General features: G+C 52.4%; 17 protein-coding genes. All 17 read left to right on the top strand.

Annotation, left to right across the window (positions count from 1 at the left end; genetic code table 11):
* Window positions 1-843: an ExeA family protein gene (locus tag C9I92_RS18975; RefSeq protein WP_047887017.1), complete on the top strand. Its 843-nt coding sequence runs from the start codon at window positions 1-3 to the stop codon at window positions 841-843.
* A 5-nt stretch (window positions 844-848) separates the two neighbouring features.
* A complete protein-coding gene (locus C9I92_RS18970; RefSeq protein ID WP_047887016.1) occupies window positions 849-2,177 on the top strand; it encodes a tetratricopeptide repeat protein in 1,329 nt (442 codons plus the stop codon).
* Window positions 2,178-2,179: 2 nt separating this feature from the next.
* Window positions 2,180-3,895 carry a GspE/PulE family protein gene (locus C9I92_RS18965; protein ID WP_047887015.1) on the top strand — a complete coding sequence of 572 codons (1,716 nt, stop codon included), beginning with the start codon at window positions 2,180-2,182 and terminating at the stop codon, window positions 3,893-3,895.
* Between the two features lie 34 nt (window positions 3,896-3,929).
* On the top strand, window positions 3,930-5,150 hold the full coding sequence (locus C9I92_RS18960; protein ID WP_047887014.1) for a type II secretion system F family protein: 1,221 nt from the start codon (window positions 3,930-3,932) through the stop codon (window positions 5,148-5,150).
* Window positions 5,131-5,616 (top strand): hypothetical protein, encoded by a 486-nt coding sequence (locus tag C9I92_RS18955; protein ID WP_053061924.1) that lies wholly within the window; start codon window positions 5,131-5,133, stop codon window positions 5,614-5,616. Before C9I92_RS18960 ends, C9I92_RS18955 begins: the two co-directional genes overlap by 20 nt.
* A gap of 42 nt (window positions 5,617-5,658) precedes the next feature.
* Complete coding sequence (locus C9I92_RS18950; RefSeq protein WP_047887013.1) at window positions 5,659-6,237, top strand: prepilin-type N-terminal cleavage/methylation domain-containing protein; 579 nt, start codon at window positions 5,659-5,661, stop codon at window positions 6,235-6,237.
* Between the two features lie 32 nt (window positions 6,238-6,269).
* Window positions 6,270-6,776, top strand: a complete 507-nt coding sequence (locus C9I92_RS18945; RefSeq protein WP_047887012.1) for a type II secretion system protein — start codon at window positions 6,270-6,272, stop codon at window positions 6,774-6,776.
* A 105-nt stretch (window positions 6,777-6,881) separates the two neighbouring features.
* A complete protein-coding gene (locus C9I92_RS18940) occupies window positions 6,882-7,421 on the top strand; it encodes a type II secretion system protein (RefSeq protein ID WP_047887011.1) in 540 nt (179 codons plus the stop codon).
* Window positions 7,418-8,020: a type IV pilus modification PilV family protein gene (locus C9I92_RS18935; RefSeq protein ID WP_047887010.1), complete on the top strand. Its 603-nt coding sequence runs from the start codon at window positions 7,418-7,420 to the stop codon at window positions 8,018-8,020. The genes C9I92_RS18940 and C9I92_RS18935 overlap by 4 nt, the downstream gene beginning before the upstream one ends.
* On the top strand, window positions 8,020-8,763 hold the full coding sequence (locus tag C9I92_RS18930) for a PilW family protein (RefSeq protein WP_047887009.1): 744 nt from the start codon (window positions 8,020-8,022) through the stop codon (window positions 8,761-8,763). Before C9I92_RS18935 ends, C9I92_RS18930 begins: the two co-directional genes overlap by 1 nt.
* Window positions 8,753-9,175, top strand: coding sequence for a type II secretion system protein (locus tag C9I92_RS18925; RefSeq protein WP_047887008.1), 423 nt, complete (start codon window positions 8,753-8,755; stop codon window positions 9,173-9,175). The genes C9I92_RS18930 and C9I92_RS18925 overlap by 11 nt, the downstream gene beginning before the upstream one ends.
* Window positions 9,175-13,299 carry a DUF6701 domain-containing protein gene (locus C9I92_RS18920; RefSeq protein ID WP_047887007.1) on the top strand — a complete coding sequence of 1,375 codons (4,125 nt, stop codon included), beginning with the start codon at window positions 9,175-9,177 and terminating at the stop codon, window positions 13,297-13,299. The genes C9I92_RS18925 and C9I92_RS18920 overlap by 1 nt, the downstream gene beginning before the upstream one ends.
* 115 nt (window positions 13,300-13,414) lie before the next feature.
* On the top strand, window positions 13,415-14,458 hold the full coding sequence (locus C9I92_RS18915) for a rod shape-determining protein (RefSeq protein WP_047887006.1): 1,044 nt from the start codon (window positions 13,415-13,417) through the stop codon (window positions 14,456-14,458).
* Window positions 14,459-14,498: 40 nt separating this feature from the next.
* Window positions 14,499-15,362: a rod shape-determining protein MreC gene (gene mreC, locus C9I92_RS18910; RefSeq protein ID WP_047887005.1), complete on the top strand. Its 864-nt coding sequence runs from the start codon at window positions 14,499-14,501 to the stop codon at window positions 15,360-15,362.
* Window positions 15,349-15,837, top strand: coding sequence for a rod shape-determining protein MreD (gene mreD, locus C9I92_RS18905; protein WP_047887004.1), 489 nt, complete (start codon window positions 15,349-15,351; stop codon window positions 15,835-15,837). The genes mreC and mreD overlap by 14 nt, the downstream gene beginning before the upstream one ends.
* A 137-nt stretch (window positions 15,838-15,974) precedes the next feature.
* Window positions 15,975-16,553 (top strand): Maf family protein, encoded by a 579-nt coding sequence (locus C9I92_RS18900; RefSeq protein ID WP_047887003.1) that lies wholly within the window; start codon window positions 15,975-15,977, stop codon window positions 16,551-16,553.
* Window positions 16,554-16,561: 8 nt separating this feature from the next.
* Complete coding sequence (gene rng, locus C9I92_RS18895; RefSeq protein WP_047887002.1) at window positions 16,562-18,031, top strand: ribonuclease G; 1,470 nt, start codon at window positions 16,562-16,564, stop codon at window positions 18,029-18,031.
* Window positions 18,032-18,034: the final 3 nt, after the last annotated feature.

Here is an 18,034-nt window from a genome sequence, read left to right as displayed (position 1 = left end):
ATGTACCAGTCCCATTTTGGTCTCACGTCAGCGCCGTTTGCGCTGACTCCCAATACCCGGCTTTTTCATGCTTTGCCTCCGCACCTGGAGGCAATTGAAACGACTCTGGCGGCGCTGGCGATGGGAGAAGGTATCATCCAGATCTCCGGTGAGGTCGGGACGGGAAAAACGCTGGTGTGTCGGATGCTGATTAACCAGCTGCCGACGCAGTTTGAGCTGGCCTATCTGCCGACACCGGCTCGAAGCGGCAAAGAGCTGCGAATCGCACTGGCCCGGGAGCTGGCGCTCGAGACCGATGGTGACGAGGCATTGCTGGCTGATGGTCTGCAGCAGGCGCTGCTGGCCCGAAAAGCGGCCGGGAAAACCGTGGTAGTGCTGATAGACGAGGCGCAGGCCCTGCCGGACGATGCGCTGGAAGTGGTCCGCTTGCTGGGTAACCTGGAGACCGAGCAGGAAAAGCTGCTGCACATCATTCTGCTGGGGCAGCCTGAGCTGGATACCCGGTTGGCGCAGCACCACCTGCGTCAGTTCCGCCAGCGAATCACGTTCCGCAGTTGTCTGCGGCCGCTGGATCTGTCTGAAACCGCAGCCTATATCATCCACCGTCTTGCCGCTTCAGGCTGTGAGACGGAACTTTTTCATCTGGCCGAGATAAAAGCGATCTGGTCTGCCAGTCGGGGGATTCCGCGGCTGATTAACCAGTTGTGTCATAAGTCTTTACTCGCAGCCTGTAGTGAACAACGCCAGCACATTGATCGTCAGGACGTGCTGCTGGCAATCCGAGATACTTTGGGCGCGCGCCAGCCTCGCTGGACGTTTCCGGTATTGTGGGGATGGCAATAACACCCATGAGTGAACTGAATAAAAAATTAAGTGCGTTGCACCAGCAACAGGCGCAACAGACATCCGCTGCGGCAACGCTGCAACCTGCCGCTGTGACTCCGTTGCCGCAGCCGAAACCTTGGCGCTGGGGCGTGGTCGGTGTTTGCTGCCTGCTGGCAGCCGGTGGTGTTGGTTGGTGGCTGGGAAGCGGTCAGGTACAAACTGTTACCGATAAAACAGCCACGGGCATCGCTGCCACCGACGCAACGGTTGATGATACGGTTGCCACGGCTACTGAAACGACAGCGAAAACAGCGGCAGTTAAAGCCCCGGAAGCTAAAGTCCCAGAAACTAAAGCCCCGGCGGGCAAAGTAACGGTAACAGCGACCGAGGACGAGGCCATCGAGGAAATAGCCGTCGGGGAAACCGCTGGCGGAAAAATAGCTGCACAGAAAATGGCGGCGAAAGATAGCGCCATAGCAAAAACCACGAGCAAGAGCACTGCTCAGGCCGAGGATTCGGCGACCGTGGCGCAAGTCATGAACTCCCGTGTTGCCGCTGGCCGTTCGGCGGTGACGCCTGAGCCGGAAGTCCAGACAAAGCCGACCCCACAGATGGCCGTGCGCCAAGCACCGGTGTCTCGACAGGTGAACGACGAGCCTGTGACGGTGGCCAGTGCGTATGATGACGAAGACGTTGACGCGTTTGAGTCTTATGACGACATGCAGGACACGGACGAACAACCAGCCGAGTTGGAGATTGAAACCGTTGAGCTGGATGCTGGTCAACTGGCACAGGTGGAATACAACCGTGCCCAGAAGGCCATGAAAGAAGGGAATACCCGCAAAGCCATCGGCTATTACGAAGCGGCCCTGAAATACCAGCCGGAATGGGTGTCGGCCCGTCAGAAACTGGCGGCGCTGTACTATGGCCGAGGCGATGCGCGCCATGCCCTCAACACGCTGCAAAAGGGGCTGGAATTCAACCATACCCAGCCGGACCTGCGTCTGACGCTGGCCAAGCTGCTAATGAATGAGTCGCAACCCCAGGCCGCACTGAATGTGCTGTCTGCGATGCCGGAAAAAGATCACAGTGGTTATCTGGCCATGCGCGGGGCGCTGGCCCAGCAGTTACAGAACAATGCGATGGCGAAAAGCAGTTACCAGCGCTTGAGCCAGACAGAGCCGTATGACGGACGCTGGTGGCTGGGACTGGCCATTGCGCTTGAGCGCAGTCATGACGCCGAGCAAGCACGTGAGGCCTATCAGCAGGCATTGCTGATGGGGCGGATCTCCGCGACCTCGCAACAGTTTATTCAGCAGCGCTTAACCGTGCTGAGCCAAGCAGAGGGTTAACCATGCCGATCAGACTTCGAAAACGCCTGGGTGACCTGCTGGTCGAAGAAGGCATTGTGGATCAGAGCCAGCTTGAGCAGGCACTGGATCAGCAGCAAGCGACCGGCCGCAAGCTGGGCGCCACCCTGATCAGCATGGGGTTCCTGACCGAGCAGCAGATGCTGCAATTCCTGTCCCGTCAGCTGGATATCCCGCTGGTGGATCTCAACCGGGTGACGGTCGAGATGGAATCCGTCACTTTGCTGTCAGAAGTGCATGCCCGTCGGCTGCGGGCACTGGTTATTGGCCGCCGGGACGACACGGTTCGGGTGGCGATGAGTGACCCGGCAGATCTGGCAGCACAGGAAGCGGTCTACAACCAGCTGGCGCAATATCGGGTGGAGCTGGTGATTGCGCCGGAGCGCCAGCTGATTGCGGCGTTCGACCGTTACTACCGCCGGACTCAGGAAATTGTTTCTTTTGCTGAGCAGCTGAAAGCCGAGCATCAGCAGGAATCGGATTTCCGGTTCGGGTTTGATGATGCCGATAACGATGAAGTCACGGTCGTCAAACTGATCAATTCCCTGTTTGAAGACGCGATTCAGGTCGGCGCATCCGATATTCACATTGAGCCGGACAGCGATGTGCTGCGTATCCGTCAACGTATCGACGGGGTGCTGCATGAAACTCTGTTGAACGAAACCAGCGTGGCTTCGGCACTGGTGCTGCGCCTGAAACTGATGAGCGGGCTGGACATTTCCGAGAAACGCTTGCCTCAGGATGGCCGTTTTAATGTGAAAGTGCGTGGCAACTCCGTCGATGTGCGGGTCTCGACCATGCCGGTCCAGCATGGTGAATCGGTGGTGATGCGTTTGCTCAACCAGTCGGCGGGTATTCTGAGTCTAGATCAAATCGGGATGCCGGAGGCGATCCTGCATCGCTTCCGCCGTCAGCTGAAGCGCCCGTACGGCATGATTCTGGTTACCGGGCCAACAGGCTCAGGGAAAACCACCACGCTGTACGGCGCGCTGAGTGAACTCAATAAGCCGGGCAAGAAGCTGATCACGGCGGAAGACCCGGTGGAATACCGCCTGCCGCGGGTCAATCAGGTGCAGGTGAACACCAAGATTGGCCTGACGTTCTCGTCGATTCTGCGGACGTTCCTGCGCCAGGACCCGGATATTATTCTTGTGGGTGAGATGCGTGATCAGGAAACGGTGGAAATTGGTTTGCGTTCGGCCCTGACCGGTCACCTAGTCTTGTCGACCCTGCACACCAACGACGCGATTGACAGTGCGCTGCGCATGATGGACATGGACGCGCCGGGCTATCTGGTTGCCAGTGCTGTGCGCGCCGTGCTCGCACAGCGTCTGGTTCGCCGGGTGTGTCAGGATTGCGCTGAAAGTGTGATGCCGGATGCGGCTAAACAGCAATGGCTGATGGCTCGATTCCCGCAGCATGCCGGGGTGCCGTTCCGTCAGGGGCGGGGCTGTCAGAGCTGTAACTTTACCGGCTACAAAGGCCGGGTTGGCGTCTTCGAACTGCTGGAAATGAATACGGACATGATGGATGCCCTGCGTGCCGGAGATGCGGTGCTGTTTGCCCAGATCGCCCGTCAGACACCGGGATACCAGCCTCTGATTGAATCTGCGATGGCGCTGGCTCAGGACGGGGTCACCAGCCTGGAGGAAGTGCTGATGCTGGGTGAAGGTGATGACCACGACGGTTTTGTACTGTAACCGGCACTGGTGCTGTGAATAAAAGGATCCGGGTATGCCTGTATTTAACTACCGCGGTCGTGGCGCTCAGGGCGAACTACGGCGCGGACATATTGAAGCGGCCAGTCAGGATGCGGCGGCCGATCTGCTGCTGAGACAGGGAATCATCCCGCTGGAACTCCGTCAGTCGAATGCCCGTAGCAACGGGCTGGATCTGAACCAGTTGTTTAAGAGCACCATCCCGCTGGAAATGCTGGTGATCTTTTGTCGTCAACTGTACAGCCTGACGAAAGCCGGGGTGCCATTGCTGCGATCCATGAAAGGATTGGGACAGAGTGCGACGCATCCCTTGATGAAAAGCACACTGGAATCCGTTGTGGCGGAAATGACCAATGGTAAGCCGCTGTCGGTGGCGATGAAGCAGCATCCACGGGTCTTCAATACCTTGTTTGTCTCGATGATTCAGGTCGGGGAAAACACCGGTCGGCTGGATGACACCTTGCTGCAGCTGGCGCATTACTACGAGCAGGAAATGGAAACCCGTCGCCGTATTAAATCCGCGATGCGTTATCCGATGTTTGTCATGAGTGCCATTATGCTGGCGATGGTGATCCTGAATATCAAAGTGATCCCGCAGTTTGCGTCTATGTTCAGCCGGTTTGGCGTGGAGTTGCCGTTGCCGACCCGCATCCTGATTGCCAGCTCGAACTTTTTTGTCGGTTACTGGCCGTTGATGCTTGGGGGATTGGTGGTGGCTTGGATGGGGGTGCGCCTGTGGCGGCAAACACCGGCGGGCAGTGAAAAGTGGGATCTGTGGCGTCTGAAAGTGCCTATTGTGGGCGATATCGTTAATCGCGCCCAGTTGTCCCGTTTTTCCCGTACTTTCTCATTAATGATTCGGGCGGGGGTGCCGCTTAATCAGGCGATTCAGATGTCCGCGGAAGCGCTGGGCAACCGCTACCTGGAAACCCGGCTGATTGACATGAAAATGGGGATTGAATCCGGTAACAGTATTGCGGCCACAGCCAGCCAGTCAGGGGTCTTTACCCCACTTGTCCTACAGATGATTGCGGTAGGGGAAGAAACTGGTCAGGTTGACGAACTGCTGTTTGAAGCGTCGGAATTTTATGATCGCGAAGTGGACTACGACCTGAAAACTTTAACGGCGCGTATTGAGCCTATCTTGTTGTTAATTGTGGCAGCCATGGTGCTGTTGCTGGCACTCGGCATCTTCCTGCCGATGTGGAGTCTGCTCGATGTGGCCAGAGGTGTATAAGTGGCTTCAGCAGCGGCGGCTCTATGTCTTTTTGTGGGGGAGTTTGTTGCTGCTGACGGTCACCATATTAATGGTGCAGGGTGAACATTTTGTTGATCGGGCGGAAGAGATCCAAGTCAAAGTTTTGACTCAAACTATGGTGAAAAGTGCGGCCTCCATTCGTCAAAAATGGGAGCTTGAAAACCGACCTGAATACAGTTCAATTAACGGAATAAATTACGGCTTTACTCAATATGGCTGGCCTATTATTCGTTCTGAAAAGGGAATTGATTGCTCCCAAACGTGGAATTTGCTGTCTTCGAGAAATTCTGAATTGGAATATTTAAATTTCGAACGTAAAAGTACTGTTACATCATATTCTTATGACTCGTGTTTTTATCAAATTAGCCATGGAAAATGGGTGGCATTATTTTATGAAAATGAGACAATACGAATTAACGGTTTTTTGACGCATTACGAAAAGTGATGACGTTGATTTGACAAAAAATAATAAAAGGTAAATCCCAAGATGAAAAAGCAAACCGGATTTTCCCTGGTGGAATTAGTCATCGTAATTATCGTTGTCGGTTTGTTGGCTGTTGCTGCATTACCACGTTTTCTTAACGTGACCGACGAAGCGAAGAAAGCGTCCATTGAAGGGGTTGCCGGTGGTTATGCCACCGCCGTGCTGTCAGTACGTGCACAATGGGAAGCGTATGGTCGACCAAAAAGCGATAACCGTAACATGGTTAACTATGACGGTACTGACATTTACCTGACTCAGGCCGAAGATGCGAACAACCCGAGTGTGGGATACCCGATTGCCCTGACAAATAAAGCGGTTGCCGCTTTGTCAGCAACCGACTGCGTCGCTTTGATGGATAACCTGTTACAGAATCCACCGAAAGTGACCAGTGACAGCAGCGAAGCGCAGGGCGGTAAATACCTGTTCTTTGCATCACTGACTCAGGAAAATAACCAGAATGCTTGCCGCTATTATCAACTGGCCTCTGCCAGCAGTAACGGCGGTGGTAACTCAGATGTGACCTCCGGTCACTACTTCACTTACCAGCCTGCCAAAGGTCTGGTGCAGACTGTAATACGCTAAGCGTATAGAAACATAAAAATTAGGAGAAACTTATGAAACGTCAAGGCGGTTTTACGCTGATTGAGCTGGTTGTGGTTATCGTGATTCTGGGTATCCTGGCCGTTACTGCAGCCCCTCGTTTTCTGAACCTGCAAGGTGATGCTCGTCACTCTGCGCTAACCGGTCTGGAAGGTGCAATGAAAGGCGCTGCGGGCATTGTTTACGGCAAAGCGGCCATTCAAGGCCTGGAGTCAGAAGCTGGTACAGCGAACAAGTCAGTAACAGCGTCAGGTACAACTGTTGAAATCGCATTCGGCTACCCGAAAGCGACAGATAAAGGTATTGTTGCTGCGCTGACTGGTTTTGAAGATAACGGTGACTGGGTTATCGTGAAAGACAGCGCTAAAGATAACTCCATTCTGCTGACTTTCTCTGAGTACAAAGATCAAAATCAGAAAGATTTAGACGATAACAACCGTAAATGTTACATCCAATACACAGAAGCGAAAAATAACAATAGCGAGCCGACAATCACGCTATTAACTGACGCTTGTAAATAATATTTTATATAGAGCTCTTCGGAGCTCTATTTACTCAGGGCATTCTCGAATATATGTCCTGAGTAAATAGCCTGTCCTTCCCAGTTACATTTTCAGGGTGCACTTATGCCCGCCAGTCAACGTGGCTTTACCTTAATTGAACTTATTGTGGTGATTCTGCTGGTCGGCATCCTTGGTGCCACAGCGGCTTCTCGCCTCTTTGGTCGCAGCCATTTTGATGCCTTTGTCGCCCGCGATCAGGCCATGACCATTACCCGTCAAATCCAGTTAAGTGCGATGCAGGCGCAAGACTCGGAAATCCAGCGTATCCGTTATCCGCTGCGCATCATTGCAGGGAGCAGTGAGAAAGATTCTTGTCTGGGGCGAATGGTGGACACCGTCTGTCCTACAGCGTCCAGCCTCAACAGTGACGTACTGTTAGGAACAACCAGCCAGACCCGATTCACGGTAACGAGCCCGCATCCGGCCCCTTCAGTTTTGTATTTTGACCTGCTGGGCCGTCCTGTCGACAGTCTGGGGCGTATTGTCTGCGAGCTGGGGTGCGAAATTTCGCTGACGGCCAGGGATAACACTCAACTGAGTTTTTGTATTAATCGTGAAGGATTTATCGGCAAGGGAAGCCTGAGCGAAGGAGCTTGTCAATGATCCCGTATCAACGCGCCAAAGGCTTTTCGCTGATTGAGGGGATCATTGCCATTGTGGTAATGGGAATCGCCATGGTCACGTTAACCAGCTTCCTGTTTCCTCAGGTGGAACGGTCTGCGATTCCGCAATATCAGGCCCGGGCCGCAGCTATTGGCCATGCCATGCTTAATGAAATTCTGGCCCGGAAATTTGACAGTCGCTCAGATCCGAATGGTGACAGCCTGATTCGGTGCGGGGAAAAATTGCCGGTCATAGACACATTTATCGAATGTACGGCGCCGGAGCTGCTGGGGGCTGAAAGTGGTGAAACAGACCCCAAGGGTAGCCTGAATACCGCCCTTGCTGATGATGTGGATGACTTTAAAGGATGTTGGGGCACGAGATCTCAATGCAAAGGAAAAGTCTGGCGTGGTTCGCTCAGCCAATTCGTGCCTGGTGATGAATATGCCAATATCTGGGCTGAAGTCGATGTTTTTTATGATGAAGGCTTTGTCGGAACGCCGCATGAGCAGGTAACTGCTCACAAGCGAATCACTGTCTCCATCAAGACAACACGCTATGGGGAATATGTTTTCATTGCCTACAGGAGTAACTACTGATGCGGGCAATGAAAGGGTTTACGCTCATTGAGTTACTGATAGCACTGGTGATACTGGCCATCATTTCACTGGGGATAGGCAGTTTTCTGCGCTTTGGCGCTGATGGTTATGTCAGTACGGTTGAGCGTGAACGGTTACAGTCCGAGGCTCGATTTGTCACGGAACGCCTGAGCCGTGAAATCCGTCATGCCGCTCCCAACAGTGTCGCGGTCAAGGATGGTTGCCTGTCGTTTTTCCCTATTTACCTGAGTAGCTTTTATCTGCAGCAACCTACCGCATCAAGCCATTCGATTGGGTTCATACCGCGGCAGCAGGACGTTTCAATGTGGACAGCAGAAGCGGGTGGCCAGCCAGCGATTAAAAATCTGGGGGTGGCCGTGGGCTTGATGAATCCCGCTCAGTATCAGGACGTTTTATTACCGCGAGCTGAGCGGGCAATGATAGCCAATGGCCTGGGAACGCTAACCTATAAGCATTCACTGACGACGCAGTCTCCGGGAAAGCGCCTTTATCTGGTTGGAAAACAAGTGGCGTTTTGTTTTGATGGTGTGTCGCTGACGCGTCAGGTGCAGGGAAGCGATACCTACGTAATCAGTAAAAAGCTGACTCAATTTGCAGCGGTATCAGAAGGCGCGGCGCTAAACAGTAATGGGTTGGTGCATTTAGAAATGACGTTTACCGATCCGCGCAGTGGCGAAAGGGCGCATTACAATCACAGCGTACAGGTGATCAATGTTCAGTAATTCCCCTCGACAGAAACAACATGGCAGCGCACTTATTGTGTCGCTGTTTGTGATTGTTGTGATGTCTTTATTGGCCGCCGCCATGATTCGAGTTGACTGGGCCAATCAAGATATCACCACCAAAGAAGTGTTGGGTACCCGCGCTTGGTTCACTGCGCACTCCGCCAATGAAGTAACGTTGAGCGAGCTGTTCCCGTTAAATCAACCGCCTAATACGGCAGCGTGTACAAATACCCATTTTGCACCGGCAAATAATTTTCATTGCAGCGCAGACGTGGCCTGCACGCTGCACGCAGTATCTGGTGCCGAAGGCACAATCAACACCTTTTATCTTGTCAGTACCGCCACGTGTGGCAGTGGCGAAAACCAAGTAAGCCGTACTCAGGAAGCCTGGGCGAAGGAAATACAGTAATGTTCAGACATATTTTCGTTGTTTTGTTTCTGCTTGCAGGCTTTTTTAGTGTATCGGTACAGGCATCACCACAGTTTGAATTCGGTAAACTGGATTTCCAAGACTGTTTAACTCAATCTTGTACCATCAAGTTTAAAACGGATTTTAAAACGGTTCCTTATATCTTTGTCATGCCGACGATTGGCATGAACGATTGGCAAAGCGCACCTTCATCGGTTCGAATCATGAGCCGAACCCAAACAGAAGCTTCATTCAAACAGTTTATTGCGCCATACAGAGCGGTTCATAACTCCTCGAATGGTCACTACCGTTCAATTAAGCCCACCAAAATGACTGGCTTCCATTATCTGGCGATTGAAAAAGGGGTCATTGATCTGGGTACTGCCGGTAAAATTGTCGCAGGTGAGGTCAATACTACCGGTTTTTATTGGCAGGGCGTGAAGTGGAATGACATCAATAAAGACAATAATGACTATGGCGTACCAGCGATAAATTACTCCGACTTTGGCTTCAATAGCCGGTTTGATAATCAGCCGGGAATTTTGACGCAAATCCAGTCTACCAATAACACTTATCAACAGTCACTTTTGCCTTTTTACCATGAGGGGGAGCCGATTTGGCTGACGTCATTGGGGTGGCATTTAGAAACGTCAGGAAATCGCCAAAAAATCAAAATAGCGATGGATACCTCAGAGGTACATACCAATAAGCAGACGGCAAAACCACCTTTGGCTTTTCGTCCTCAGGTGCCTGAGACGATTGCCTTTGTGGCTGCTGAAGGGAGCGGTTTTGTTAACGGTAAAAAGTTTTGGATGGGGAGCATCGAAACGAAAAATACGCATAAAGATCCCGAGAATGGCTATAAAGACCTCACTAATACGCCTCAGGATAATGTGCAAAAACCGACTACGATTGCATGTAAATACAATAGTCTGGACTTCGTTGAAGACTTCCCGTCAGCACCCGTCGTACTGATCGGGAAAAACTCCCGCAAAGGGCCCAATGGAGGCTGGATTCGCCGATGTCAGCTAACTAAAGATAAAGTAACGGTTCAAATTGAAGAAGATTTGGATCGCGACTCTGAAAGAAAACATGCTTCGGAGTTAACTGGCGTTTTCATTTTTGAAGGCAGTAAGCAAGCCCCTTACTGTGATTTGTTCCCAGGACCGGCACAAACCTGGCGTCACAAGCAATCTCTGAAATATATAGCACCTGCGCGAGGGGTTTATATTGCAAACAATGCGCAAATTCTGGGGGCCAGAAAGGTTAACAATGAGCGTGTTCTTGGCTTTGAAAGCATTTCAGGCCAAGGTGTTGCGTCAGGGTGTGATGGGAGTGAGTGTACGTTAAATGACGGTTTGATCGTCTCTGCGACTGAATTAGGTACATTCCCGGCGCTACCCAATGCTTTGTATCCGGTTGATGGCAATATGACGTTTACTCAAGCCGAACACGGAGTGTTGGGCGCGGTATCCGTGAATAAGCATGCGACGCTGTATTTAAACTCTGGCACATACTGGTTTGATAGCTTGGATGTCAGGGGCGACATACGTATTAGAAAAGGGCAGAAAGTTATTATTCATACCAAAGCAATGGCTGTGAATAATAACAGTGTGGTCATGATGGATGATGATTCATCGCTGGATAATTTACTTATTTATGTCCATGACAAACCTTTCAGTACTTCTTGGTCTAGAATTCATCGCCGTGTTGATTTCAACAATAATGCTGTATTTCGAGGGTTAATCTATAGCGAAATAGAGACTGCGTTGAGCAACAACGTACATGTCTATGGGGCTATTACGACTCTCAGCCTGGACATGCATAACAACTCGATCATTCATGGTGAAAGTGCCTGTTTTTCTTCTGTTGAAGACTACCAGATTTCCGTGACACCAGACGTTGATTTCTCCCTGACCTGTGATGCACAAGAAGTGACATTTACTGTGACTAATGACGGCAGTGTGGCAGAAAACTTCGATGGTCAGGTACGGATCTCCACCAGTTTAACCAAGCAAGGGTTGGCTGCCTGGCATGAAAATGCCGGCGGAACAGGCGCGGGCTCTGATGCCTCATTAAGCTACACAACGACTCCCAAAAATGGTCAGGTGACACTCTGGCTGAAGAGTGACTATGTCGGCACTATCAATGTGCAAGGTGAAATTGTTAATGACGATGCCGAACCCGCGACAGCTGCTTACACCTTTGTGCCGTTCAAGTTTGATATTGAAAATGCCAATGTCAATGTGGTCGCCGGAAGGCCGAAACCGATAGTCATCACGGCCCACTCGTGTAAAAGCAGTATCCGGTCAGATGTGGCTAAAGGTTATCAAGGTAAGCGAACACTTACCCTTAATACCCGTTACCTGGCTCCTGAAAATGGTCAACAGCCCGCAATTCAGCTTTCCTCGTGCTCGACCAGTGCGTGTGATGATGCAGAAGATTGGAAAGGTGACCGAATTGATTTGCGCTTCAGCGAAGGAGTGGCTCATGCCAAGCTGAAATATGAAGAAGCAGGCAAAACCGAGCTGACAATAGCGGATGAAAACTGCACCGTTGAAAAAGGCTGTGAACTCCTTCCGGCTACTTTCAAGGCTGCTAAATCTGACTTAGGTGACTGGAAGCGCCTTGAGGGCAAACGAGAGATCTGGGCTCGGCCCTATACGTTTGCGTTGTGTAAGGTTGCCGGACAGCGAAGCATCGAAGAGGCCAGCGGTACTTCGGCGCAAGGTGCGGCATTTACTGCTGCCGGCCGCGAGTTTCAAACGCAGATCAGACCGGTAATCTGGATGGCGAGTGATGGTTTTGCAACGGTAAACAGCAGCATGAATGCCCTCACAGATGTTGATAGTAGCGCTATGTGTCAGCGTCAGGAAACTCGCAACTTCTATCACCCTGATGCTCCTAAGACATTGGTACGACTGACTCACCAATTAGCAACACCGGCTGCAGGGGAGCAGGGAGTGTTGAGCGGTATGACAGAGCTCGCCCATACTCAGTTAAGTGATCCCGTTTCACTAAGCTGGAGTGAAGTCGGAAGTATTCGATTATATGCCGATACCGCGGGGAATTACCTTGATATGGATGTCAACGCAGGGTACCGCGAGGTTGGCCGTTTCTACCCAGCGTATGTTGAAATCCAAAATGGCAACAGCTACGCCTATCCATCAGGACAACGTGGTTTTGCCTATCTGGGGCAGGAATTTGATGCCCGTTTTTCGGTACTGCCCAAATCACAAGATGGCTCGCTTGTGCAGAATTACGCCAAGTTTAGTGAAAGCCTGCAGGTGAGACTTGGGCTGGATGCCATTGATAAGAAAGGCATCAGTTTTGGTGATCGCCGTAAACCGCTTAGTACCTGGCGTGACTGGAGCAATACGACAACTGAGATGCCATGGAAGCTGGAACGTGCCGGTTTTAACTCGGCTCCCCTAACCACGATACCGGAAGCGCCTTGGCATGAAAGCAACAGTCATTGGGGGCTTTATATTGCGGAAGGGGTTGATCCTACCGGGCTGAAAGCGCAAAACGGGGCAACGGCTTTGCCTGTAAATGGCAGTGCGCTGACTGAGGAAATTGTCCCGTTTGCCAATACGCCTGAGCTGCGCTATGGCCGGATGACCTTAGAGGACGCGGCGGGGAGAAATGACTCGCCGATTGCGATTCCGCTGAGGGTGGAATATTGGGATGGCGCGCGTTTTATCACTAACAAAGACGACAGTGTGTCTTGGTTTGACGGCCAATATTACTGCCGCCAAGTGGTGACGCAGTCTGATACTTCCGTAATCAGTACAAGTGACACTCAGGGAGAAGGTCACGTTAAGGATGGAGAGACCCGCTCCGGTGACTTTATTGCACGGCCGACGCCGGGGGTTAACTATCGGGAGCAGGTACGTTTTTGGCAAAAATTGATCGCAGATAAGCCGTCTCAAGCTGTGTCCGACGATGGCGATATTCACTGTGAGAATGGGTTTAGCGGAAGCAATGAGCAACCCTGGCTGACCTATGACTGGCGCGGCTTGGGCGATGAAAACCCGTCAGCTTTGGTGACGTTCGGGGTGTATCGCGGGAACGATCGCGTCATCTACCGGGGCGAGAAAGGTATTAATACAATGCTCAATTAAATAAAATGCGGTTCTGAAGCAGGTTTGACAATCCTTGCCTTGTCTCGATCCGTGCCCCCTGATACATTTAGCGCAATTTAACGAATTTGTGAGCTTGCAGGATTAGCCGGAGACTATGTTTAAAAAACTTCGTGGCATGTTTTCTAATGACCTGTCCATTGACTTGGGTACCGCCAATACCCTGATTTATGTTAAAGGCCAGGGCATCGTTCTTGATGAACCATCAGTGGTTGCGATCCGTCAGGATCGTGCCGGAGCAACTAAAAGTGTGGCCGCTGTCGGTCATGAAGCCAAGCAGATGCTGGGCAGGACTCCGGGAAATATCGCGGCAATCCGTCCAATGAAAGACGGGGTTATCGCAGATTTCTACGTCACTGAGAAAATGCTGCAGCATTTCATCAAGCAGGTTCACGACAACAGTCTGTTACGTCCAAGCCCACGAGTTCTTGTTGCTGTTCCTTGCGGTTCTACTCAGGTGGAGCGTCGTGCTATCCGTGAATCGGCGCAAGGTGCCGGTGCTCGTGAAGTGTACCTGATTGACGAGCCAATGGCGGCGGCAATCGGTGCGGGTATGCCTGTATCTGAAGCAACCGGTTCGATGGTGATCGATATCGGTGGCGGTACTACAGAAGTGGCCGTTATCTCGCTGAACGGTGTGGTTTACTCATCGTCTGTCCGCATCGGTGGTGACCGTTTCGATGAAGCCATTATCAATTATGTGCGCCGTAACTACGGTAGCCTGATTGGTGAAGCAACGGCTGAGCGTATCAAACACGAAATCGGCTCGGCGTACCCGGGTGATGAAGTGCGTGAAATTGAAGTGCGCGGTCGTAACCTAGCTGAAGGTGTACCTCGCAGCTTTACGCTGAACTCGAATGAAATTCTGGAAGCCCTGCAAGAGCCTCTTACAGGTATCGTTTCTGCGGTGATGGTTGCCCTTGAGCAATGTCCGCCGGAACTGGCTTCAGACATTTCTGAGCGCGGTATGGTACTGACTGGTGGTGGTGCGCTGCTGCGTGACCTGGACCGTCTGCTGACTGAAGAAACCGGTATTCCTGTTGTGGTTGCCGATGAGCCGTTAACATGTGTTGCCCGTGGGGGCGGTAAGGCTCTTGAAATGATCGACATGCACGGTGGCGATCTCTTCAGCGAAGATTAATGCCCGTTCGGGCATGTCAACAAACAGGTTATAGCGTTACATGAAACCTATCTTTGGCAGGGGGCCTTCCCTGCAACTGCGCCTGTTTCTTGCCATTTTACTGTCGGTTGGCTTAATGCTGGCCGACAGTCGTCTTGATGCTTTTGCCAATGTCCGCTATTTGCTTAACTCTGCGATTGCACCGCTGCAATACGCGGCCAATCTGCCCAGAGAGCTGTTGGGTGGGCTGTCAGGCCAACTGAGCTCTCATCAGCGTTTGCTGGCAGAAAACAAAGCGTTACAGCGGGATCTGCTGGTTCAGCAAAGTGATGTACTGCTGCTCGAGCAACTGAAGCAAGAAAACCAGCGTTTGCGGGAGTTGCTTGGCTCGCCATTTGTTCGTGATGAAAAGAAGCTGATTGCCGAAGTGATGGCGGTTGACTCGGATCCTTACAGTCATCAGGTGATGATTGATAAAGGCCGGGTGGACGGCGTATATGAAGGCCAGCCGGTGATCAACGAAAAAGGGATCGTCGGTCAGGTTGCATACGTAGGTGCCCATAACAGCCGGGTGCTGCTGCTGATTGACCCCACTCACGCCATTCCGGTTCAGGTGGTGCGCAACGACATTCGGGTTATTGCCTCCGGCAGTGGCCAAATCGATCAAATCCAGTTGGAACATGTGCCGAGCAGCACCGACATCGAGGTCGGGGATCTGCTGGTCAGCTCCGGGCTGGGCGGTCGCTATCCGGAAGGGTATCCGGTTGGCCGTGTCACGGAATTCTCATTCGACAACAAACGGCCGTTTGCGCAGATCAAAGCCCGCCCGACGGTGCAGTTTGATCGCCTGCGTTACTTACTGCTGGTCTGGCCGACGCCGCGCGAAACCTTGACTGAAGGAGAATTCGACATTGGTAAACAGTAGAGCCAATGGCCGGCTGTGGATATGGCTGTCTTTTATCGTTGCCCTGATCTTGCAGGCTGCACCGTGGCCGGGGGAGCTGGAGCCGTTTCGTCCGTCCTGGGTGATCCTGATTACCTTTTACTGGGTACTGGCGTTGCCGCACCGGGTCAATGTCGGCACTGCACTGGTGCTGGGTTTGCTATGGGATCTGATGCTGGGCTCCACGCTCGGGGTTCGTGGCCTGATGATGGCCGTGCTGTGCTATATCGTGGCGCTGAATTTTCAGGTTCTGCGTAACCTGTCGCTCTGGCAACAGGCGATGGTGGTGGCGCTGCTGACACTGGGCGGGAAACTGGTGGAATTCTGGGCCGAATATCTGGTCTCTGTAGTGGCGTTTGAACCGGATCGGCTCTGGTCTGTGTTGCTGAACTTCCTGCTGTGGCCATGGCTGTTCTTATTGCTGCGACGCATGCGTCGTAAGCTCTCAATTCGTTGATTTAGTTTCCCATTACGATCTGTTCAGTGCTAGTGTGTAACCATATCCATCGAGCCTGCCTGAACAGATCGCATTGATTTATCTGACTAAACCATAGACCGAAACGAAAGACCGAAAAATCAAAAAAGATTGCTAACATGTCGACACCGCAACTGTATTTAGCTTCCGGCTCACCTCGCCGTCAGGAACTTCTCACTCAACTGGGCTACCGCTTTGAGCGTGTGATTGTTGATGTGGAAGAGCAGCACCAATCCGGGGAATCACCCGCTGAGTATGTCTGCCGTTTGTCGCTGGACAAGGCGATGGCTGGCGTTGCAGAAGCCGCCCAACCTTTGCCGGTACTGGGGGCGGATACGATTGTGGTGGTGGATGACACCATTCTGGAAAAGCCGCGTGATGTTGACGACGCAAAGCGGATGCTGGCACTGTTGTCAGGCCGCAAGCATCAGGTCATGACTGCGGTGACACTGGCAACCGCGATGCGTCAGCAAACCCGTCTGGTGGTGACGGACGTCTGGTTCAAGCCATTGTCGGAGCAGGAAATAGAGGCCTATTGGGCCAGCGGTGAGCCACAGGATAAAGCAGGAAGTTATGGCATTCAGGGAATTGGCGGCAAATTTGTCGAACGCATCGATGGCAGTTATTACGCTGTGGTGGGGTTACCCTTGATGGAAACCGACATCATGGTTCAAGAGTTTTTAAGCTTAGCATTGTAGAGGCAACCATGAGCACAGAGCTGCTGATTAACGTCACGCCCAGCGAAACCCGCGTGGCAATGATTGAGGCGGGCGTCCTGCAGGAAGTCCATATCGAGCGTGAATCCAAGCGCGGAATTGTCGGTAATATTTATAAAGGCCGAGTCAGCCGGGTTCTGCCCGGGATGCAGGCGGCTTTTGTGGATATCGGGCTGGATAAAGCCGCGTTCCTGCATGCCTCCGACATTGTGCCGCATACTGAGTGTGTCGCGGAAAACGAAAAGCAGCAGTTTCAGGTGCGTGATATTTCTGAACTGGTCCGTCAGGGCCAGGATCTGGTGGTGCAGGTGGTGAAAGATCCGCTGGGCACCAAAGGCGCCCGCCTGACCACCGATGTCACCTTGCCTTCCCGTTACCTGGTGTTTATGCCGGGGGCCAGCCACGTTGGTGTTTCGCAGCGTATCGAAAGTGAAGATGAGCGCGAGCGCCTGAAGTCGATTGTCAGCGAATATTGTGATGAGCTGGGCGGCTTTATCATCCGTACCGCCGCCGAAGGGGCCACCAATGAAGAGATGGCTCAGGATGCGGCCTTCCTTAAGCATCTGTGGCGTAAAGTGCTGGAACGCCGGGCCAAGTACAAGCCGAAATCCATGCTCTACGGTGAGCTGGGACTGGCTCAGCGTATCCTGCGTGACTTTGTCGGCACGGAGCTGGACTCGATTCTGGTGGATTCCCGCCTTGGCTATGAAAAGCTGAAGGAGTTTACCGACGAGTTCGTGCCTGAGCTGAGCGACAAGCTGGAATACTATGCCGGTGAGCAGCCGATTTTCGATCTGTATGACACTGAAAACGAGATTCAGCGCTCGCTGGACCGCAAGGTAGAGCTGAAATCAGGCGGCTACCTGATTATCGACCAGACCGAAGCCATGACTACCATCGATATCAATACCGGTGCGTTTGTAGGGCGTCGTAATCTGGAAGAGACCATTTTCAATACCAACATTGAAGCGACCAAAGCGATTGCCCGTCAGCTGCGCCTGCGCAACCTGGGCGGAATTATTATCATCGACTTTATCGATATGGCGCTGGAAGACCATCGCCGCCGAGTCCTGGTGGCGTTGGAGCAGGCGTTGTCCTATGACCGGGTGAAAACCAATATCAACGGCTTCACGCAGTTGGGGCTGGTGGAGATGACCCGTAAGCGGACCCGTGAGAGTATCGAGCATGTGCTGTGCGATACCTGCCCGACCTGCGAAGGACGCGGCACGGTGAAAACGGTCGAAAGCGTGTGTTACGAGATCCTGCGTGAAATCACCCGGGTCAACCGTGCCTACGACGCCGATCGCTTTGTGGTGTATGTGTCTCCGGCGGTCGCCGAAGCGCTGGCGGGGGATGAATATCACGCACTGGCTGAGCTGGAAGTGTTCATTGGCAAACAGGTGAAGATCAAGGCGGAACCACTGTATGTCCAAGAGCAATTTGACGTCGTCATGATGTAAACG

The sequence above is a fragment of the Photobacterium ganghwense genome (assembly GCF_003025595.1).
GTDB classification, from domain to species: Bacteria; Pseudomonadota; Gammaproteobacteria; order Enterobacterales; family Vibrionaceae; genus Photobacterium; species Photobacterium ganghwense.
The sequence above is the reverse complement of the archived record's forward strand: the minus strand, read 5'-3'. Positions and strand labels throughout refer to the sequence as shown.